This window comes from Allobosea sp. TAF32 (assembly GCF_052113585.1).
GTDB lineage: Bacteria > Pseudomonadota > Alphaproteobacteria > Rhizobiales > Beijerinckiaceae > Allobosea.
Map to the genome: position 1 here is coordinate 22,506 of NZ_JBFRDM010000004.1, position 17,697 is coordinate 40,202.

Sequence of the window (17,697 nt, forward strand, 5' to 3'; positions counted from 1 at the left end):
CAACTCGTCGCGGGGCGAGGAATTCCTCGGGCCCCGACAGTGTCAGTCGCAGACCTCGACCTGCTTCATCGCGCCATCGATGGGAGCCTGGGTGAATCGGCAGGGATTGGCCTTCAAGGGCGGCGAGTAATAGGCATCCGTCGCCTGATCATGGTATTTTGGATATTCCTGCGGCTCCTCCTGGGGTTGCGGAGCGAGTTGGTTCGCAGCCGGCTGATGTGCCTTGGCGGCTATGGGGGTGACCAGATTGCCGGCACTGCTCAGCGTCGGATTCGGCGTTGCCGGATGGGCTGAGGCTGCCGATTGCACGGCAATGCCTCCAAGGGCAAAAGTCAGGGCGAACGCCGCTGCGGCCAGTGTCTTCTTCATCGCTGTCTCCGAAACCACTGCATCGATAAGCAAGGGGTTATTCGTTCCTGCACGCTTGCAGGAACACCCAAGGATGCTTCCGGAAAAAAGACGCTCCGCAGCTTGATCCGTGGCATTTTCGCGGCAAGGATCACAATGATGTGCGTGCTTATTATACGGAGGCATATGAAGCCGACGGGGCGTAGGGAGCGCCGCCTCTCGCGCGTCGTTCGCCGCTGATGTAGCAAGAGCCTATGCGCGTCCTCCTCATTCTGATCGCCTTCGGCATGATCGCGGTGCCGGCCTTGCTGATGCTGGCGCAAGAGGATCTGCCGCGCGCTCGGCGGATAGGCAGGGCATTGGCCATCTTCCTCGCTCCGGCGGTGGCGCTCGGCTTCATCCATGGCGTCCCGGAGCTCGACGGGCGCGCGATCAACAACCCCAACGCCTGGACGATGCTGCGTCTCGTGCTGACGGCGCTGGCGCTGATCCTGCCCTGGTGCCTCTTCGTCTGGTTCAACGCGCGCCGTTGATTCGAAGGACCGTCATGAGCGAAGCCAGCGACAAGCCGCCGATCGACCACGCCTTCACGGGCGAGCGGCGTGGCGGCGCGGCCGACCCGACCTATGCAGGCGCGCTCTCCTTCATGCGCCGGCCCTATGGCAAGGATGTCGCGGGCTGCGATCTCGTGATCTGGGGCGTGCCCTTCGATCTTTCCGTCACCAACCGGCCCGGTGCGCGGTTCGGCCCGCAGGCGATCAGGCGCGCGAGCGCGATCTTCGACGGCGATCCGCAATATCCGTCGGGTATCGACCCCTTCGCCCGTCTTTCGGCCATGGACTACGGCGACTGTGCCTTGCCGCGCGGTGACCTTTCGGGTTGTGCCGGGGCGATCGAGGCGGAGGCCGCCGCCATCCTTGCTGGCGGCGCGCATCTGATAACGCTGGGCGGCGATCATTTCATCACCCTGCCGCTGCTGCGCGCCCATGTCGCCCGCCATGGCCAGCTGGCGCTGATCCAGTTCGATGCCCATCAGGATACCTGGGATGACGGCCCCGGCGGGATCGGTCATGGCAGTTTTGTGCTGGAGGCGGTCCGCGAAGGGCTGATCGATGTCGAGCGCTCGATCCAGATCGGCATCCGCACCGTCGCACCGCGCGACTGCGGCATCGCCATCCTCGACGCCTATGAGGCACACGCACTCGGCGTCGCCGGGATGGCGCAGCGCATCCGGGAGCGGGTAGGGCAGGGTCCGGCCTACCTCACCTTCGACATCGATGCGCTCGACCCTGCCTTCGCCCCGGGTACGGGCACGCCGGTCTCGGGCGGGTTCAGTGCGGATCAGGCTCTGCGTGCCCTCTGGGCGCTCCGAGACCTCGACATTCGCGGCATGGATGTCGTCGAGGTCTCGCCGCCTTATGACCACGCCGACATCACCGCGATCGCCGCCTCGACCATCGTGCAGCATCACATTCAGGCACTGGCGCTGAAGCAGGCGGGTTGAATCGGTTTGCGAACAGGTGGAATCGAATTCCGAGCCGCTGCCCGCAAGCCGTTGCGGCGACTCGGAAAAGAGGAACGCCGCCTTCGATCCGCCGAACCGGCACGAGCGTGGCGCGGTGCGGTTATGCTTCGGGCCGAAGCCTGCCGTTATTGACAGGGCCCGGTGGCTCCCTCATATCGAAGCGATGGTCAGTAACCTGTCCCGACGTCGCCCGTACTCGGCCGCTCCGGCGCGCCCGCGATGACGCTCGGCCGATGACCGAACGCCCGCGACCGCGCCGAGAAGCGCGGTTTTTTTATGCCTGAAGCCCATCCATTGACGTGCCTACCCAGCGATCGGGGGTCCTGATGAGCCAGAACCTGAAAACCATCTTCATCGACGGCGAAGCCGGCACGACCGGGCTTGGCATCCGCGAGCGGCTGGGTGCGGTGCCGGAGGTCGCGGTCAAGAGCATCGACCCCGGCAAGCGCAAGGATCCGGCCGCGCGGAAGGACATGATGGCGAGCGTCGATCTCGTCGTGCTCTGCCTGCCGGACGACGCCGCCAAGGAATCGGTTGTGCTCGCCGACGAACTCGGCACGAACGCGCCCAAGATCGTCGACGCCGCCACCGCCCATCGCGTCGCGCCGGGGTGGATCTATGGCTTCGCCGAACTCGAGCCGGGCCATGCCGAGAAGATCGCCAAGGCCGATCGCGTCGCCAATCCGGGGTGCTATCCGACCGGCGCCATCGCGCTGCTGCGCCCGCTCGTCGATGCCGGACTGATGGCGCACGACCATCCCGTCACGATCAATGCCGTCTCCGGCTATTCCGGCGGTGGCAAGTCGATGATCGAGGAGTACGAGACCGGTGTCGCACCGGCCTTCGAGCTCTACGGCCTCGGCCTGCGCCACAAGCACCTGCCGGAGCTGCAAGCCTATGCCAAGCTGACGCGGCGGCCGATCTTCGTGCCCTCCGTCGGGAATTTCCGGCAGGGCATGCTGGTTTCGATTCCGCTGCATCTCGACACGCTGCCCGGGCGGCCGAGCATCGCCGATCTTCATCATACGTTGGCCGAGCGCTATGCCGGCTCGAGCTATGTCAGCGTGCACTCCCAGGAGGGGATGGGCGGCAAGATCGAGCCGGAAGCGCTGAACGATACCAACAAGCTCGAGCTGCGCGTCTTCGGGCAGGACGATCTCGGCCAGGCCGTGCTCGTCGCGCGCCTGGACAATCTCGGCAAGGGCGCCTCGGGCGCGGCTGTCCAGAATATCCGCCTGATGCTCGGCCTGCCGGAAGGCTGAGGCCGCGCGGGGCACTTCAACCGCCGATTGCGTCGAAAGGCTTAGTTGGTCTCCCCCAAACAGGGGAGGCCAAGTTGTCGTGGCAAGACTATGCTGCCGGTCAAAGAGGAAGACGTGGCGGGCAGCGATTTCGAAAACGCGCTGATCGACGGCATTTATGAAGCCGCGATCGTGCCTGAGGGCTGGTCCCGCGTCCTGCGGGATACGGCCCGGCTCGCCGGTTGCAAGGAAGCGCTGCTCGGCACGGTCCTCGATGACGACGCCCGCCTGATCGCGTCCTCTCCCGAGTTCGGGCAAGCTTATGAAGAATTGCTGCGGCGCATCCCGTTCGGCATCAACGAGCGGGCGCAGCGTCTGCTCGTCCATGGCCGGCTTGGCTTCATCACTGACAAGGACGTTTTCAGCCAGGACGAGATCGCAAGCGCGCCGCTCTATCAGGACATCCTGATTCCGGCCGGCTATGGTTCCGCTGTCGCCACCGCCATAGCGGCGCCGTCCGGCGACCTGACGATTGTTCATTGCGAGCGGTCCGTGACCGAAGGCTATGTGGATGCAAAAGGCATCTCCGCCCTGGAAAGCCTGCGGTCGCATTTCGCGCGCGCCGGTTTGCTGGGGCGCCGGTTGGCGATGGAGCGGGCGCGAGCCGCGTCGCAGGCCCTCGAGATGATGGGCCTCCCCGCGGCCGTGCTGGGGTTGCGGGGGCAGGTCATCGACGCCAACGCGCTGTTTCAGGATCTGATGCCGGGCGTCTTCCAGGATCGCGCGGCAAGGCTCGCGGTTGCGCACGCCCCCGCGGACGATCTGTTGGCCGCGGCCATCGCGGCCTTGTCGCGGCCCGATCTGCCGCAACCGGTACGGTCCCTCCCGATACCGGCACGGCGGGGCGGCGTGCCGATGGTGCTGCATCTCTCGCCGGTGCGCGGGCAGGCGCGCGATGTGTTTTCCTTCGCCAGCGCCATCGTGGTCGCGACGCCGGTGACGGCGGGGGCCGGGCTCGAGGCCGGCCTGATCGGCGGGCTCTTCGACCTGACCCCGGCGGAGGCGCGTCTGGCCGCCGCGATCGCGGGCGGGCATACGCCCCGCGAAGCCGCACAGCGCCTCGGCGTGACCGAGGCGACGGCCCGCACGACGCTGAAGCGCATTCTGGCGAAGACGGGCTCGCGCCGGCAGGCGGATCTCGTCGGGCTGCTCAAGAGCGCCGCGCCGCCGCGGTGAGCCTTGGACCCCCCATTTGGGGGATGCCAGCCCGGCGAAAGCGGGCGAGAGTGTCGAGGCAGAGACGGCTTTGCCGTCCGCGAACGAAACTTTGCGCCGTCAAAGCCGGGTCAAGCGGCTCTGGCGGCGTTTTTTATCCGCCTCCACCGCCAAAAAAGACGCCGGCAATGGCCGGCGTCCGATGCTGTTCCTGAGTGGCGGTTGGCTCGCTAGGCGAGAGAACTCAGCCCTTGTAGGCGACGAAGTTCTGCTTCTGCTCGCCAAGGCCCTCGATGCCGAGCGCCACGACCTCGCCGCCCTTCAGGAAGCGCGGGGGCTTGAAGCCGAGGCCGACGCCCGGAGGCGTGCCGGTGGTGATCACGTCGCCTGGATCGAGGCGCATGAACTGGCTGATATAGTGGACGAGATAGGCGGCGCCGAAGATCATCGTCTTGGTCGAGCCGTTCTGGACACGCTCGCCGTCGACTTCGAGCCACATGCCGAGGTTCTGGATGTCCTTGATCTCGTCGGTGGTCACCAGCCAGGGGCCGAGCGGACCGAAGGTCGGGCAGCCCTTGCCCTTGGCCCATTGCCCGCCGCGCTCCTGCTGGAATTCGCGCTCGGAGACGTCGTTGCAGACGCAGAAGCCCGCGATTGCGGCCATCGCATCCTTCTCTTCGATGTAGGAGCCGCCGTCGCCGATCACGATCGCGAGCTCGACCTCCCAATCGGTCTTCTTGGAGCCCTTCGGGATGATGACGTCGTCATTGGGGCCGACGATGCAGTTCGGCGCCTTGTTGAAAAGGATCGGCTCCTTCGGGATCTCCGCGCCGGTCTCGGCAGCGTGGTCCGCGAAATTGAGGCCGACGGCGATGAAGTTGCGGACGTCGCCGACACAGGCGCCGATGCGCGGCGAACCCGAAACCAGTGGCAGCGATTCAGCCGAAACCGCCTTGACCTTGGCGAGCGAGGCCGAACTCAGCGCCTTGCCGGCAACATCAGGGATGACGCCGGACAGGTCGCGCAGCTTGCCCTGGGCATCGAGAAGGGCCGGCTTTTCCTGGCCGAGCGCGCCGTAGCGGAGCAGTTTCAAGGTGTTTCCCCCGTTTCAAACGATCTAAATGGGCTTTCGACTCTGACCGGATGTGTCGGCGAAACACAAGTCCGTCTCTGTGCATGGCCGTCCGCAGCAGGAGGGTGCCCAAGATGTTGCCCGATTGCAACTGCGCGCTCCAAAGCGACTCTCTCAACCGCGAGCACGCAACCGGCCCGCATGAATGTCCCCCGCGCAAAACCCACAATAGTTTGCATGTAAACCATCCTTTTCTGAACGGTCGGCCAGTCGGCATCGCAGAAAGGGCAGTTTTTGGCCGTTTTTCGCCGTTCGTATCCGCGAATAAGGAGATCCGGAGACGGATTTTGGGCGATGCAGGCGGGATTGCGGCAGGAAACGGCTCGCGTCATGCTTCGAATCAACCGAGGTCCGCGCGCCTCGGAAAAGCTTAACCGGGATGGATTCGATGAAGGGCCTTGTTCGTACTGCTGCAGCCGCCACGGTTTCGGTTGCCGCTCTCCTCGCCGCTGGCGCCGCTTCCGCGAGCTCTTTCGCGATCCGCAGCGGCCAGAGCGCCGAAGGCCTGGGTATGGCTTATGCCGGTGCGGCGTCCGGCGGCATCGGCATGGGCTCGATGGCCTGGAACCCGGCGACCATCACGATGTTCCCCGGCCGCAACAGCAACTGGAACTTCACCTACCTCAACGCCAATGCGAGCTACGATCCGACTTCGGTTACGCGCCTCGGCTCGCCCAACGGCCCGGCGAGCCCGATCCAGAACGGCACGGGCAATATCGGGGGCGATGGCGGCTTCATCCCGGCCTCCTACTCGGCCTGGCAGCTTACCGACCGGCTCTGGATCGGTATGCACACCGGGGCGCCCTACGGCCTCCGGTCGAAGCCCGACGACCAGGTGCACGCCGCCCAGATCTATGGCCGCTCCGCCAAGGTGACGACGATCAACGTCTCGCCGACCGTCGGCTATCAGGTCAATGATTGGCTCTCGATCGGTGCCGCGCTGCAGGTTCAGTACTTCAGCGCGAGCCTCAAGCAGGCCGCCGGCATCGGCCCGACGGCGCCGCCGGTCATCATCGAAGGCGACACGATCGATTTCGGCTACCGCTTCGGCTTCACGTTGACGCCGTTCCAGGGCACCAGCATCGGCCTGGCCTATCGTTCCGAAATCCGCCAGACGCTGGAAGGCACCTTCCGCACGCCGCTCGCGGTCGTTCCCGTCAAGGCGAACCTCAACCTGCCGGACTCGGTTGTGTTCGGCGTCTCGCAGGTGATCAACGACCAGTGGCAGGTCCATGCCGGCGTCGAATGGACGAACTGGAGCCGCTTCCGCAACATCCCGGTCGTCAGCAAGCTCGGCGGCATCCCGGTGACGAGCCTGAACTTCCAGTATGACGACGCCTGGTTCTTCACGCTCGGCGCGGAATACAAGTACAGCAATGCGCTGACTTTGCGCGCCGGTGTCGGCTACGAACTCTCGGCGGTCAACGACCGCAACCGCACGATCTTCATCTCGGACAATGATCGCCTCTGGCTTTCGGCGGGTGCGAGCTACCAGCTCACCGACAAGATCAAGCTTGACCTCGGCTACACCTTTATCGACGTGAAGAAGGCCAAGGTGAATTACGACGGCGCGCATCCGCAGCAGGGCGCCGTGTTCTATACCGCCGAGGCCAAGCCCTATGTTAACATCGCCTCGGTCGGCATCACCTATCGCTGGGACGACCCGACCCAGACCGTGCCGGTCCATCCGGTCGTGCGCAAATACTGATTTCGGCGCAGAACGCGCTCGGAAAAGCCGGCCCGACAGGCCGGCTTTTCTGTTTCCGACTTCGGCAAGGTTGCCGGAGGCGATCCGCCAGCAAGGGTTCCGGGGATCTCGGCGATCAGTCGCCAAGATCCCGCTGATTCATCTCTTCGCGAGCGTGCCGATCCACTGGCCGATGGCCGGGTCCCGATGCAGGGCCCGCGCGATGACGCGGGCGAGGTGGCGAAGGTCGGCGCGGCGCATTGGCCTCGCCAGCCGACGATGCATCCCCTTGATCGTCTCAGACCCGGACCTTGACATAGGTGCCGGGCGCATCGGCGAGCGCGGGCAGCTTGCCGCCCCCCGGTTCGCGCGCCGCCACCTTCTTCGGCGCCTGCGCTTCGAGCCAGGCGAACCAATGCGGCCACCATGAGCCCGGGTGCTCCTCGGCCTTCGCCTGCCAGTCGGTATAGCTCCCCTTGGCCGGCCCGCCCGTCCAGTACTGGTACTTCACCTTGCTGGGCGGGTTGACGACGCCGGCGATATGGCCGGAGCCCGCCACGACGTGCTCCACCGGGCCGCCGAAGCATTGCGAGCCGTTGAAGACGGATTGTGCCGGGGCGATGTGATCCTCCCGCGTGGCGAGATTGTAGACCGGCATCGTCACGCGCCGCAGATCGAGTCTCTTCCCGCCGATCGTCATCTCGCCCCGGGCGAGTGTGTTGTCGAGATAGCAGTTGCGCAGATAGAAGGAATGGTTCGCCGCCGGCATCCGGGTCGAATCCGAGTTCCAGTAGAGCAGGTCGAATGCCGCGGGCGTCCTGCCCTTCAGGTAATTGTTGACCGCATAGGACCAGATCAGGTCGTTGGGCCTGAGCATGTTGAAGGCGCCCGACATGCGTGAGCCATCGAGATAGCCGGTCTTGGCCATCTGCTCTTCGATTGCGTGGATCTGTTCTTCGTCCACGAAGACCGAAAGCTCGCCCGGCTGCGAGAAATCGACCTGCGTGGTGAAGAAGGTGGCGCTCTCGATCCGCTTGTCGCCGATGGCGGCCATATAGGCCAGCGTCATGCCGAGCAGCGTGCCGCCGACGCAGTAGCCGATGGCCGAAACGCGCTTCTCGCCCGTTATGCGCTCGATCGCATCGAGGGCGGCGAAGATGCCCTCGTGCATATAGCTTTCGAAATCCTTGGTGGCATGCCGGGCGTCGGGATTGACCCAGGAGATGCAGAACACCGTCAGCCCCTGCTCGACGCACCAGCGGATGAAGCTCTTCTCCGGATTGAGGTCGAGGATGTAGAACTTGTTGATCCAGGGGGGCACGATCAGCAGCGGTCGCTTGAACACCTGCGGCGTCGACGGCGCGTACTGGATCAGCTCCATGACCTCGTCGCGGAAGACCACCTTGCCGGGCGTCGTGGCGATGTTGACGCCGACCTCGAAGGCCTTGGCATCGGACTGGCGAATCTTGAGCTCGCCGCCGCCGGCCTCGACGTCCTCGGCGAGCATCTTCATGCCTCGCACCAGATTTTCGCCGTTCTGCTGCAAGGTCTCGCGCAGCAGTTCGGGATTGGTCGCGACGAAATTGGTCGGCGAGAGCGCTCCGGCGATCTGCTTGATGTAGAAGCGCGCCTTGTTGCGCGTATGCGGGTCGAGGTCGTCAGCCTTCTCGACCATGGTCTCGGCCCAGCGCGAGCCGATGAGATAGGCCTGCTTGATGAAGTCGAAGGTCGGGAGGTTCGTCCAGTCCGGATCCTTGAAGCGATTGTCGCGCTGATCTGGCTCGGCGACCGGGGCTACCTCCTCGCCGCTGGCGCGCTTCAGCGCCGCGCTCCACAGATTCATGAAGTCGCGGGTCAACGAAGCCTGCGCTTCGATGATCTTGGCGGGATCATTGACCCATTGCTCGGCGACGCGGCCGAGCGTCTTGACCATGTCGCTCGCCTCATCGGCCTGGCCTGTCTTGGGCTGGCCGCGTTCCAGGGGCTTCAGATAGGCGGCGGTGACCTTGCCGTATTCCTCGACCAGCCGTCCCATGTTCTGCGCGAACTGGTCGAAGTCAGGAACCGGGGACTCGGCGGAACCTTTGTGGTCCTTGGCGCGGTCGTCGACATGGCGGTTCATGAGTCGTCTTCCCCCTTGTCGTCATAGGATAGCGCATGGCTTCCCATTTTGGTCCTATTAAGGACGCAACCGCTGTGCTTTACCAAGCACATTCGACAAACCTGCTGGAAGAACCCATGCCGATCGAGATGCCTGCGACGAAGCCGCTCCGGATCGCGGTGGTGATGGCCGCTGCCGGCATCGCCCTGGCGGGCTGCGCCGGGAATGAGGGCATCAAGGGCGTTGCGGAAGCGGCCGGCATGGCGACGACGCCGCAAGAGGCCAGGAGCTTCGTCCGGGAGACACGGCCCGCGGACGCGCAATACATTCCCGTCGGCAGCACGATCGGGGTCGATCAGCTTTGCCCGGGCCCGAATCCGCCGGCTCCTTACGTGCCGACGGGGCAGGCGGCCCGCTTTGCGGCGCCCAAGCCGACCCGCGGCCCCAATGATCCCTGCAAGAAGCGCTCGGACTTCCAGAAGATCGAGTCCCAGCTCGAGGCCAAGCGCCAGGCCAACGAAAGCGCCGGCACGCAGGCCAAGTCGCTGGGCGAGACGCCGGCTCCCCAGCCTGCGAAGATTCCGCAGAACTGATTTCCAGCCTCGGCGAAAGGAGGGCTTTCGGCGCGCGTGTCGCCATTTCGTCGCAGCGGCAAAATATTGCGTTTTTTGTTCTGTGCGGACGAAAGATGCGGTGCTAAGCACCTCTGGCGCAAAGAAGTGACCAGCGCCTGAGGATGACTGCCGGCGCCCCCGGCCAAGGACCTGTTCGAAATGACCGATTTTCATCGTATCAAGCGCCTGCCGCCCTACGTTTTCGAACAGGTCAACAAGATCAAGGCCGCCGAGCGCGCCAAGGGCGTCGACATCATTGATCTCGGCATGGGCAATCCCGACCTGCCGGCGCCGAAGCACGTCATCGAGAAGCTGGTCGAGACTGCCGGCAAGCCGCGCACCGACCGTTACTCCGCCTCGAAGGGCATTGTCGGCCTGCGCCGCGCCCAGGCGAATTATTATGAGCGCCGCTTCGGCGTGAAGCTCAATCCCGAGACGCAGGTGGTCGCGACGCTCGGCTCCAAGGAAGGCTTCGCCAACATGGCGCAGGCCATCACCGGGCCGGGCGACGTGGTGCTCGTGCCCAATCCAAGCTATCCGATCCACGCCTTCGGCTTCCTGATGGCGGGCGGCGTGATTCGTTCGGTTCCGGCCGAGCCGACGCCGGCGATGTTCCCGGCGCTGGAGCGGGCGATGGCGCATTCCGTGCCGAAGCCGATCGCGCTCGTCACCTGCTATCCGGCGAATCCGACGGCCTATGTCGCGACGCTCGACTTCTACCGGGACCTCGTCGCCTTCGCGAAGAAGCACGACATCATCCTGCTGTCGGACCTCGCCTATGCCGAGGTTTATTTCGACGACGACAACCCGCCGCCCTCGATGCTGCAGGTGCCGGGCGCGATCGACGTTGCGGTCGAATTCACCTCCATGTCGAAGACCTTCTCCATGGCAGGCTGGCGCATGGGCTTCGCCGTCGGCAACGAACGCCTGCTGGCGGCGCTGGCGCGGGTGAAATCCTATCTCGACTATGGCGCCTATACGCCGATCCAGGTCGCGGCCGCGGCGGCGCTCAACGGCCCGGACGACTGCATCCGCGAGATGCGCGATATCTACCGCAAGCGCCGCGATGCGCTGGTGGAGAGCTTCGGCAAGGCCGGCTGGGACTTCCCGGCGCCGGAGGCCTCGATGTTCGCCTGGGTCGCGATCCCCGAAAAGTTCCGCCATCTCGGCTCGCTGGAGTTCTCGAAGCTTCTGATCGAGAAGGCCGAGGTCGCTGTCGCTCCCGGTATCGGCTTCGGCGAACACGGGGATGATTATGTCCGCATCGCCATCGTCGAGAACGAGCAGCGCATCCGCCAGGCGGCGCGCAATATCGGCCGCTTCCTGAAGGGCGCTGACGCGACGCTGCACAACGTCATCCAGATGCCGAAGGCGGGGTAGGGCGGTTCTCCGGGACTGTGGTGCTGCGGCCTCTGGACTCGGAGGCGCAAAACATGGGAACCGATGCGGTGCGGACAGCCTGCTCCGCACCGCGTCCGAGGCCCGTCTCCATGCTCCGAAAAGGCCGCTTGCTCGGCGTTGCTTTCGCCGTCTTCGCCCTGGTCTGCCTCGTCGCGACCTATGACTACTCGAAGGGGCGCATCCCGGAGACGCGCTCGGCGCTGGTTTCCGAAGTGCTGTCGGTCACGAAAGGGCGCGAATGCGCCCGCGACGCGACCGATATCGTCTCCCGTTTCATCCCCGTCGGAACGGAGCGGGCCGAGGCCGAGCGCAGGCTTACCGAGATCACGATCGATCCGCCGAAACCCTGGTTCTGGACGCCGGCGGTCGAGAACAGCACGGTTTCCGAAGGCAACTCCATCGAGGCGCTGCACACCATCAAGGCGACGGCCTTCGGCAGCAACCTGCTGCGCATCTATCTCGGCTTCGAGGACGGAAAGGTGAAGCGCGTCGCTGCGGAAGTGGTCTGCCATTTCGGCTGAGACCGCTTGCTGAAATCGCCGAGGCGCTGCGCCCTTGGGGCCGGTGCTTCACCTGCGCCCTTCGGGCGCGACAGCTTTGACAACGCGGTTTCGTTGCGTCAGGCGCTGAGCTATGTTGTCCAGGGGGCGCTGCCACAGGTGCTGCCATGGAAGCGACGGACAAGGTTTTCGCCGGTCCCATCCCGCAGATCTACGATCGGCTGCTCGTACCTCTGATCTTTCGGCCTTATGCTGACGATTTGGCCGCCCGCGTCATGGCATCGCAGCCCTCGCAGATTCTCGAGCTTGCGGCCGGCACGGGCGCGTTGACGCGGGCGATGGCGGCGCGTCTCGGCGGGGCGAGCATCCTCGCTACCGATCTCAATCAGCCGATGCTCGACCTTGCCGCCGCGCAATTTGCGGGCGATGGCAGGGTCGCCTGGCAGCAGGCGGACGCGCTCGATCTGCCGTTCGCGGATGGGAGCTTCGATGTCGCGGCCTGCCAGTTCGGGGTGATGTTCTTTCCCGACAAGCCGAAAAGCCATCGCGGCGTGTGGCGTGTTCTGCGGCCGGGCGGACGCTATCTGTTCAATGTCTGGGACGCGGTCGCCAGCAACGACTTCACGGTGGTGCTCCTGGAGGCGCTCGCCGAAACCTTCCCGGCCGATCCTCCTCGCTTCATCGAGCGCACGCCGCATGGCTACCATGATATCGGGACGATAGAGCTCGATCTCATGGCCGGCGGCTTCGCAAGGCCGGCGATCGAGCGTGTCGAGAAGCGCGCCCGCGCCGATTCCGCGATCGATGTCGCGACGGCGTTCTGCCAGGGGACACCGATCCGCGGAGAGATCGAGGCACGAGGCGGGCCGGGGCTCATGGCGGCGACCGAGGCCGTCGCGAAGGCGCTGGAGCGCCGGTTCGGCTTGGGCCCGATCGAAGGAGGCCTCGCCGCCTTCGTTGTTTCGGCCCAGCGCGAGTAGCTCTGACGGCATTTGCGGGGCGTTACGGCTTAGCCCTCCGTTGACTCGCATCGCGCCGCATGCGACCCCGCGCCCATGACCAGCGCTGCACTTTCGAACGCTTCCCGGCCTCTGCGTGTCGGCCTCGCCGGCCTCGGCACGGTCGGTGCCTCCGTCCTGAAGATCCTGCAACGGCAGGAGAATGCGCTGGCGGCACGTTGCGGCCGGTCGATCCGTGTGGTTGCAGTCTCGGCCCGCGATCGCAAGCGCGACCGCGGCGTCGATCTTGGCGGCCTGGTTTGGTTCGATGATCCTGTCGCGCTGGCGAAATCCGACGACGTCGATTGTGTGGTCGAGCTGATGGGCGGCTCGGACGGCCCGGCCAAGGCGGCGGTCGAAGCCGCGCTTTCGGCCGGAAAGCATGTCGTCACCGCCAACAAGGCCCTGCTCGCGGCCCATGGCGTCGCGCTGGCGGAACTGGCCGAAAGCAACGGCGTGGCGCTTGCCTTCGAGGCCTCGTCGGCCGGTGGCATCCCGGTGGTGAAGACGCTGCGCGAGGCGCTCGCCGGCAACAATGTCAGCCGCATCTCAGGCATCCTCAACGGCACCTGCAACTACATCCTCTCGCGGATGGAGCAGGAAGGGTTGACCTTCGAGGCCTGCCTGGCGGACGCCCAGCGCCTGGGCTACGCCGAAGCGGACCCGACCTTCGACGTCGAGGGCTTCGACACCGCCCATAAACTTGCCATCCTGACCAGCCTCTCCTTCGGCACGAAGATCGACGCCGAAGCGATTCATGTCGAAGGCATTTCCGCGATCACGCCGCTCGACCTGAAGATGGCCGATGAGCTCGGCTACCGGATCAAGCTGCTCGGCGTCGCCGAGCGCACCAAGACTGGCATCGAGCAGCGCGTGCATCCGACCATGGTGCCGAAATCCTCCGCCATCGCGCAGGTGATGGGCGTGCTCAACGCCGTCAGCGTGGACGCCGATGCGGTTCGCGAGATCACGCTGGTCGGCCCCGGCGCCGGCGGCGATCCGACCGCTTCGGCGGTCGTCGCCGACATCGCCGATGTCGCGCGCGGCACGGCTGGCCTGCCGTTCGGCTTGCCCGTTGCCCGTCTCGAGGAAGCCAAGCGCGCGCCGATGCAGCGTCACGAAGGCGGCTACTATGTCCGCCTCGCCGTCGCGGATCGGCCGGGCGCGGCGGCCGCGATCGCCACCCGCATGGCCGAGGCCGACATTTCGCTGGAGAGCATCGTCCAGCGCCGCTCGCCCGAAGCCGCCAATCGCGATCCGGGAGGCCGTTCCGGCGCGCCGGTTCCGGTCGTGCTGATCACCTATGCCACGAGCGAGTCGGCCATCCGCACCGCGCTCGAAAAGGTCACCGCGGACGGCCATGTCGCGGAACCGCCGCAAGTTATCCGCATAGAGCGGGAATAGGCCTTCGGGTCGATTCTACCCGTAACATTGCAAGGGGAAACCATTTCATGTCCGTCGATCTTCGCATCTCCCCGGATCAGATCATCGAGCGCTATCTCTCGATGGAACTCGTGCGCGTCACCGAACGCGCTGCCGTCTCCGCCGCCCGCCTGCGCGGCCATGGCAACGAGAAGGCCGCCGACCAGGCTGCCGTCGATGCCATGCGCCGCGAATTGAACCGTCTGCCGATCGACGGCGAGATCGTCATCGGCGAGGGCGAGCGTGACGAGGCGCCGATGCTCTTCATCGGCGAGAAGGTTGGCAACAAGCAGGGGCCGAAGGTGCATATCGCGGTCGATCCGCTCGAGGGCACGACCCTTTGCGCCAAGGACATGCCGGGCTCGATCGCGGTGATGGCGATGGCCGGCGCCGGCAGCCTGCTCTACGCACCCGACGTCTACATGGACAAGATCGCGTGCGGCCCGGGCTATGCCAAGGGCGTGATCGACCTCGACGCCTCGCCGGCCGACAACATCAATGCGCTGGCCAAGGCCAAGGGCGTGAAGCCGCATGAGATCTCGACGCTGATCATGGACCGCCCGCGCCATGCCAAGCTGATCGAGGAGGTCCGCAAGACCGGCTGCTCGATCCGCCTGATCACCGACGGTGACGTCGCCGGCGTGATCTTCTGCACCCAGCCAGAGAAGACCGGCATCGACCTTTATCTCGGCATCGGCGGCGCGCCCGAGGGCGTGCTCGCGGCGGCCGCGCTGCGCTGTGTCGGCGGCCAGATGCAGGGCCGGCTTATCCTCGACACCGAGGAGAAGCGCGTGCGCGCGGCGGGCATGGGCGTCAAGGACCCGAACAAGAAATACGACATGTCGGAGATGGCCTCGGGCGACGTCATCGTCTGCGCCACCGGCGTGACCGATGGCGGCCTGCTCTCGGGCGTGAAGTTCGGCAAGGACGTGATCGAGACCGAGACGCTGGTCTATCGCTCGATCACCGGCACGGTCCGCCGCATCTATGGCGAGCACCGTGAGTTCTCGAAGTTCCAGCTCGACTGAGCGCGTTGCGCATGTCGAATGACATTTTGACATAACCGAACGTATGCTAGCCCCGGAAAGCAATCTTTCCGGGGTTTGTTTTTGTCCGCATTCGCCCGAGCGCTCGATTTGGTCGATGGCCTCGATCAGGCCGCATCGCCAATGGCTGCGGGATTGGTTCTGCGTCAGGCCCTTGCCCCGTTTGGAAATTGCGGTTTCTTCGCGGGCTCATTTCCCGCTTCTCCGATTTTGCCCGTGGAGCGCATTGTCGCGGGCGGTCGGCGCTATGCGCAGCTCTCGCCGCCAGGGTGGCTCGAAGAATATACGAGGCTCGGCCTCGACCGCGGAAATCCCGTGATCTTCGCTCCTGCCAGACGGGTTTCACCCTTTCGCTGGAGCGATCCGGGCTTTCCCGATTTGATGGATTGGCGCGGCCTCAAGCTCGCGCGCGAGATCGGCTTGCAGGATGGCCTTGCCGTTCCCTGTCATGAACCGGGCGGGCGCGTCGGTGTCATCAGCATGGGCTTCGAGCGCTTGGATCTCTCGCCGCGAGACATTCGGATTATCGCCCTGGCGGCTGTGCTGACGCATGAGCGGATGACACGCTTCGCGACGATGCCCACCCCGCTTGCGGTTGGCCTCAGCCAACGCGAGCGCGACTGCCTTGCCTATGTCGCCGATGGCCTGTCCGATGGCGAGATTGCCGAAAAGCTGGGCATTGCGCAGACGACCGCCCACAGCCATGTCGAGAACGCCAAGCGTAAGCTCGGTGCCCGCAGCCGCGCGCAGGCTGTGGCGCGGCTCTTCGGAAACACGCCGCCGTAAGTTGTCGAAGGAAGGAGTTGCGCCCTCAGGCTATGGCCGTAGCGGCCGCGCGGCCGGCGGCGCGCCCTGAGAAAATGCAGCCGCCAAGGAAGGTGCCTTCGAGCGCGCGATAGCCGTGGACGCCGCCGCCGCCGAATCCGGCCGCTTCGCCAGCGGCATAGAGCCCCGGCACGGGCTCGCCCGCCGCATCCAGGACCCGTGACGACAGATCCGTCATCAGCCCGCCGAGCGATTTTCGCGTCAGGATGTTGAGCCTGACCGCGATTAGCGGACCATGGGCCCGATCGAGGATGCGATGGGGCTTGGCCGTGCGGATCAGCCTGTCGCCGAGATAGTTGCGCGCGCCACGCAGTGCTGTGATCTGCAGATCCTTCGCGAAGGGATTGGCGAGGGCCCGGTCGCGCGCCTCGATCTGCCCGCGCAGATGCGCCTCGTCGATCAGCGCCTCATGGGTCAGCGCATTCATGCGCGCGACGAGGCGGCTGAGATCGCTCTCGACGATGAAATCCTCGCCCTTGTCCATGAAGGCCTGTACCGGGCCGGGCACGCCGCCGCCGGCGCGGCCGAGGACCTGCCGCCAGCTTCTGCCGGTCAGGTCCGGGTTCTGCTCGGAGCCCGACAGCGCGAACTCCTTGGCGATGATGCTGCGGTTCAGCACGAACCAGGAATAGTCGTAGCCGGTCGTCATGATGTGCTCGAGCGTGCCGAGCGTGTCGAAGCCGGGGAAGAGCGGAACCGGGAGACGGTTGCCGCGCGCATCGAACCAGAGCGAGGACGGGCCGGGCAGGATGCGGATGCCATGGCGCGGCCAGATCGGCGCCCAATTGGCGATGCCCTCGACATAGTGCCACATCCTGTCGCCGTTGATCAGCCGCCCGCCGGCCGCCTCGGCCACTGCGAGCATGGCGCCGTCGACATGATCAGGCACGCCTGAGAGCAGCCGAGACGGGGGCTTGCCAAGGCGCGTCGGCCACCGCGCCCGGACGAGCTCGTGATTGCCGCCGATGCCGCCGGAGGTGACGATGACGGCCTGCGCCTTCAACTGGAAGGAGCCGGTGACGCCGCGTCCGCTCTTTTCGCCGCGCGCAACATGGCTCGGCTCCAGCACCTCGCCTTCGACGCCCTCGATCGCCCCGGCGCTGCGCGTGAAGCCGGTGACGCGGTGGCGGAAATGGAAGGCGAGCAGGCCCTTGGCCTGCGCATCCTTCGCCCGGCGCAGAAAGGGCTCCAGCACCCCCGGACCCGTGCCCCAGGTGACATGGAAGCGCGGCACCGAGTTGCCGTGGCCCGTCGCGAGGCCGCCTCCGCGCTCGGCCCATCCGACGACCGGAAACCAACGCATGCCCATGCCGTGCAGCCAGCTGCGCTTCTCGCCGGCGGCAAAGTCGAGATAGGCCTCGGCCCAGCGCCGAGGCCATTCATCCTCCGGCCGGTCGAAGCCAGCCGATCCGAACCAGTCGTCCCGCGCCAGTTCGCGGGAATCGCGGATGCGCAGCCGCCGCTGCTCGGGGCTGTCGATGAGGAACAGCCCGCCCAGAGACCAGAAGGCCTGCCCCCCGAGCGATTGCTCAGGTTCCTGATCGAGCAGCACGACCTTGCGCCCGGCTTCCGCTATCTCGCAGGCGGCGACGAGGCCGGAAAGCCCCGCGCCGACGATCGCCACATCGGTTTCGTGCTGCAT

At 65.7% G+C, this 17,697-nt stretch carries 16 protein-coding genes; 12 read left to right on the forward strand and 4 right to left on the reverse strand.

The features are described from left to right. Nucleotides 1-42: 42 nt before the first annotated feature. A complete protein-coding gene (locus AB4Z16_RS10150; protein WP_441511223.1) occupies nucleotides 43-369 on the reverse strand; it encodes a hypothetical protein in 327 nt (108 codons plus the stop codon). Between the two features lie 233 nt (nucleotides 370-602). On the opposite strand from AB4Z16_RS10150, the gene AB4Z16_RS10155 reads away from it, so the two are divergent. From AB4Z16_RS10155 to AB4Z16_RS10170, 4 genes are all read left to right on the forward strand, one after another. Beyond that, on the forward strand, nucleotides 603-881 hold the full coding sequence (locus AB4Z16_RS10155) for a hypothetical protein (RefSeq protein ID WP_441511224.1): 279 nt from the start codon (nucleotides 603-605) through the stop codon (nucleotides 879-881). 14 nt (nucleotides 882-895) lie between these two features. Then, on the forward strand, nucleotides 896-1,852 hold the full coding sequence (gene speB, locus AB4Z16_RS10160; RefSeq protein WP_441511225.1) for an agmatinase: 957 nt from the start codon (nucleotides 896-898) through the stop codon (nucleotides 1,850-1,852). 347 nt (nucleotides 1,853-2,199) lie between these two features. Further along, nucleotides 2,200-3,135: an N-acetyl-gamma-glutamyl-phosphate reductase gene (argC, locus tag AB4Z16_RS10165; RefSeq protein WP_441511226.1), complete on the forward strand. Its 936-nt coding sequence runs from the start codon at nucleotides 2,200-2,202 to the stop codon at nucleotides 3,133-3,135. A 114-nt stretch (nucleotides 3,136-3,249) separates the two neighbouring features. After that, nucleotides 3,250-4,350, forward strand: a complete 1,101-nt coding sequence (locus tag AB4Z16_RS10170; protein WP_441511227.1) for a helix-turn-helix transcriptional regulator — start codon at nucleotides 3,250-3,252, stop codon at nucleotides 4,348-4,350. Between the two features lie 223 nt (nucleotides 4,351-4,573). Here the strand turns inward: AB4Z16_RS10170 and AB4Z16_RS10175 are convergent, their stop codons facing one another. Then, a complete protein-coding gene (locus AB4Z16_RS10175) occupies nucleotides 4,574-5,422 on the reverse strand; it encodes a fumarylacetoacetate hydrolase family protein (RefSeq protein WP_441511228.1) in 849 nt (282 codons plus the stop codon). 427 nt (nucleotides 5,423-5,849) lie between these two features. Here AB4Z16_RS10175 and AB4Z16_RS10180 point away from each other — a divergent pair, with 427 nt between their 5' ends. Then, nucleotides 5,850-7,169: an OmpP1/FadL family transporter gene (locus AB4Z16_RS10180; RefSeq protein ID WP_441511229.1), complete on the forward strand. Its 1,320-nt coding sequence runs from the start codon at nucleotides 5,850-5,852 to the stop codon at nucleotides 7,167-7,169. Nucleotides 7,170-7,446: 277 nt separating this feature from the next. On the opposite strand, the gene AB4Z16_RS10185 is transcribed toward AB4Z16_RS10180, so the two are convergent. Next, entirely contained in the window at nucleotides 7,447-9,270 is a 1,824-nt protein-coding gene (locus tag AB4Z16_RS10185) for a PHA/PHB synthase family protein (RefSeq protein WP_441511230.1), read from the reverse strand. Between the two features lie 116 nt (nucleotides 9,271-9,386). Here AB4Z16_RS10185 and AB4Z16_RS10190 point away from each other — a divergent pair, with 116 nt between their 5' ends. From AB4Z16_RS10190 to AB4Z16_RS10220, 7 genes are all read left to right on the forward strand, one after another. Further along, nucleotides 9,387-9,842, forward strand: coding sequence for a hypothetical protein (locus tag AB4Z16_RS10190; RefSeq protein ID WP_441511231.1), 456 nt, complete (start codon nucleotides 9,387-9,389; stop codon nucleotides 9,840-9,842). A gap of 180 nt (nucleotides 9,843-10,022) precedes the next feature. Then, nucleotides 10,023-11,243 carry an LL-diaminopimelate aminotransferase gene (locus AB4Z16_RS10195; protein ID WP_441511232.1) on the forward strand — a complete coding sequence of 407 codons (1,221 nt, stop codon included), beginning with the start codon at nucleotides 10,023-10,025 and terminating at the stop codon, nucleotides 11,241-11,243. Between the two features lie 128 nt (nucleotides 11,244-11,371). Further along, on the forward strand, nucleotides 11,372-11,785 hold the full coding sequence (locus tag AB4Z16_RS10200; protein ID WP_441511233.1) for a hypothetical protein: 414 nt from the start codon (nucleotides 11,372-11,374) through the stop codon (nucleotides 11,783-11,785). Between the two features lie 146 nt (nucleotides 11,786-11,931). Continuing rightward, on the forward strand, nucleotides 11,932-12,744 hold the full coding sequence (locus AB4Z16_RS10205) for a class I SAM-dependent methyltransferase (RefSeq protein ID WP_441511234.1): 813 nt from the start codon (nucleotides 11,932-11,934) through the stop codon (nucleotides 12,742-12,744). Between the two features lie 75 nt (nucleotides 12,745-12,819). Further along, a complete protein-coding gene (locus tag AB4Z16_RS10210; RefSeq protein ID WP_441511235.1) occupies nucleotides 12,820-14,166 on the forward strand; it encodes a homoserine dehydrogenase in 1,347 nt (448 codons plus the stop codon). 47 nt (nucleotides 14,167-14,213) lie between these two features. Further along, nucleotides 14,214-15,212, forward strand: a complete 999-nt coding sequence (gene glpX / locus AB4Z16_RS10215) for a class II fructose-bisphosphatase (RefSeq protein WP_441511236.1) — start codon at nucleotides 14,214-14,216, stop codon at nucleotides 15,210-15,212. A 234-nt stretch (nucleotides 15,213-15,446) separates the two neighbouring features. Continuing rightward, on the forward strand, nucleotides 15,447-16,016 hold the full coding sequence (locus AB4Z16_RS10220) for a helix-turn-helix transcriptional regulator (protein WP_441511237.1): 570 nt from the start codon (nucleotides 15,447-15,449) through the stop codon (nucleotides 16,014-16,016). 25 nt (nucleotides 16,017-16,041) lie between these two features. Here AB4Z16_RS10220 and AB4Z16_RS10225 read toward each other — a convergent pair whose 3' ends face one another. Next, on the reverse strand, nucleotides 16,042-17,697 hold the full coding sequence (locus AB4Z16_RS10225; protein WP_441511238.1) for an FAD-binding dehydrogenase: 1,656 nt from the start codon (nucleotides 17,695-17,697) through the stop codon (nucleotides 16,042-16,044).

Bases quoted from the DNA above. Each gene is read 5' to 3' on its own strand.
- AB4Z16_RS10150 (WP_441511223.1), bottom strand. From the start codon at position 369: ATGAAGAAGACACTGGCCGCAGCGGCGTTCGCCCTGACTTTTGCCCTT.
- AB4Z16_RS10155 (WP_441511224.1), top strand. From the start codon at position 603: ATGCGCGTCCTCCTCATTCTGATCGCCTTCGGCATGATCGCGGTGCCG.
- speB (WP_441511225.1), top strand. From the start codon at position 896: ATGAGCGAAGCCAGCGACAAGCCGCCGATCGACCACGCCTTCACGGGC.
- argC (WP_441511226.1), top strand. From the start codon at position 2,200: ATGAGCCAGAACCTGAAAACCATCTTCATCGACGGCGAAGCCGGCACG.
- AB4Z16_RS10180 (WP_441511229.1), top strand. From the start codon at position 5,850: ATGAAGGGCCTTGTTCGTACTGCTGCAGCCGCCACGGTTTCGGTTGCC.
- AB4Z16_RS10185 (WP_441511230.1), bottom strand. From the start codon at position 9,270: ATGAACCGCCATGTCGACGACCGCGCCAAGGACCACAAAGGTTCCGCC.
- AB4Z16_RS10190 (WP_441511231.1), top strand. From the start codon at position 9,387: ATGCCGATCGAGATGCCTGCGACGAAGCCGCTCCGGATCGCGGTGGTG.
- AB4Z16_RS10195 (WP_441511232.1), top strand. From the start codon at position 10,023: ATGACCGATTTTCATCGTATCAAGCGCCTGCCGCCCTACGTTTTCGAA.
- AB4Z16_RS10205 (WP_441511234.1), top strand. From the start codon at position 11,932: ATGGAAGCGACGGACAAGGTTTTCGCCGGTCCCATCCCGCAGATCTAC.
- AB4Z16_RS10210 (WP_441511235.1), top strand. From the start codon at position 12,820: ATGACCAGCGCTGCACTTTCGAACGCTTCCCGGCCTCTGCGTGTCGGC.
- glpX (WP_441511236.1), top strand. From the start codon at position 14,214: ATGTCCGTCGATCTTCGCATCTCCCCGGATCAGATCATCGAGCGCTAT.
- AB4Z16_RS10225 (WP_441511238.1), bottom strand. From the start codon at position 17,697: ATGCAGCACGAAACCGATGTGGCGATCGTCGGCGCGGGGCTTTCCGGC.